This window comes from Streptomyces sp. NPDC002206 (assembly GCF_053593595.1).
Genome location: NZ_JBSFCW010000092.1, coordinates 1 through 1,626, shown reverse-complemented (window position 1 = coordinate 1,626; position 1,626 = coordinate 1). Strand labels below are relative to the sequence as shown.

The window sequence follows — 1,626 nt, the reverse complement described above, 5'->3', positions numbered from 1 at the left end:
CCCTTCAGTTGGAGATCGACTGGTCCGCTGTAGTTCGGTGAGGGTGAGGCGGTGGTCGTGCATCGGTGCTCGTGAGTGCCTTGTTGCGGTTGCGTCGGCGGTGGCAGGCGCGAGCGAGGGCCTGGTGGCATCGGCGCCACCTTGACCAGTGCAGTGCATGTCGGATGCGCTGGGCCGGGATGGGCTGCGGGGTCGTGATCGCCAGCAGGCGGCGGATCTCATAGGCCGTCAGGGGAACCGGGGCGAGACTGCTGCTGCTGGTGGGGCCGGGGTGGGCCCCCTCTCTGCGCCGCCGGTTCGGCGAGCCGGGCGAGGCGCTCGAGCGGATCGCTGTCAGCGCCGAGACCGCCATCCTGTTCGTTGGCGGCTGCGGCAGCCTGGACGGCCAGGAACGCGGCGGCGAGCTGGGCCAGGGTGACGTGCCGGTACCAGCCGTGCCAGGAACGCACCTCGTAATCGGCCATCCCCGCCGCCGACTTGGCCAGCTTGATCCCCTCCTCCACCCGCCACCTGGCCCCGGGCACCTGGACCAGCTCCTCCACGGTGGTCTGCTCCGGCCCCCAGGCCAGGTAGTAGTCACGCTTGGAGGGATCTTCCTCACGCGGGCGGCGGCGGGCGATCACCCACCGGGCCCAGTCCTGCCCGCCGGTGCCGATGAGCGCCTCGGGGTCCGGGAGGCGGCGCACCCACCAATGCCACCAGCGGGAGTCCAACTGGCTGGGGCCGGCCGACAGCTGGACCCAGTCCTCATCGGCGGCCACCCGCTCGATCAGGCGGGCCAGGTGACGCCAGCCCGGACGCGGCAGCACCGTTTGATCGGACGGCACGTTCACCACGTACGGCAGCTGCCGCTCCTCCAGGAAGGCGCGGAAGGCGCCGTCACGGCCGTAGACCTCATCGGCAGCCACCCACACCCTGCCCTGCGGCAGGTCGGGCACGATCCGGGCGATCATCTTCTCGGCCAGGCGGGGCTTGGTGGCGAAGCCGACCTCGTCGGGGACGTGGGCGGCCCGGCAGCGCGCCCGGTCCGAAGTCCATTCCTTGGGCAGGTACAACTCCCGGTCGAACAGGGCCTGTCCGCGTGAGGTCGCCCAGGCCGCCATCACCCCGATCTGGCAGGGGAAGACCCCGCCCAGCGTGCCGGTGAACTGCCGCGCGACCCCGGCCGAGGCCCGGCCCTTCTTCGCGAAGCCGGTCTCATCCACCACCAGCACCCCGGCCCCGCCCGGCCCGGGCCCGCTCCCGCCGTCGTTCAAGCCGGCCACCACGTAACGGCGCACGAAGTCCCGCAGCTCATCCGCCTCCCAGCGGGCCCGGTCCAGCAGATGCTGCTGCCCCCACGGCTCAGCGTCACCCCCGTACTCGGCCAACTGCCAGCCGTTCTTGCGCGACAGCGGCGCCAGCAGCCCTCGCACGCACGCCGCCGCCCGCCGCCGCAGATCCGCCCGCGGGAAGCACCCGCCGACCTCCAGCAACAAAAGCTCGAGCTGGTCACCGACCTCCTCGGCCCGCTCCAGATCCGTGACGTCCAGCGGCACATCCAGCAACTTCGCGTGCATACCGGCCAGTTACCCGCACCGACAGATCACCGAACTACAGCGGACCAGTCGATCTCCAACTGAAGGG

1 protein-coding gene is annotated in these 1,626 nt (G+C 71.5%); it reads right to left on the bottom strand.

Annotation, left to right across the window (positions count from 1 at the left end; genetic code table 11):
• Positions 1–218 precede the first annotated feature (218 nt).
• Positions 219–1,559: an IS701 family transposase gene (locus ACWCP8_RS41155; RefSeq protein ID WP_451121678.1), complete on the bottom strand. Its 1,341-nt coding sequence runs from the start codon at positions 1,557–1,559 to the stop codon at positions 219–221.
• Positions 1,560–1,626 lie beyond the last annotated feature (67 nt).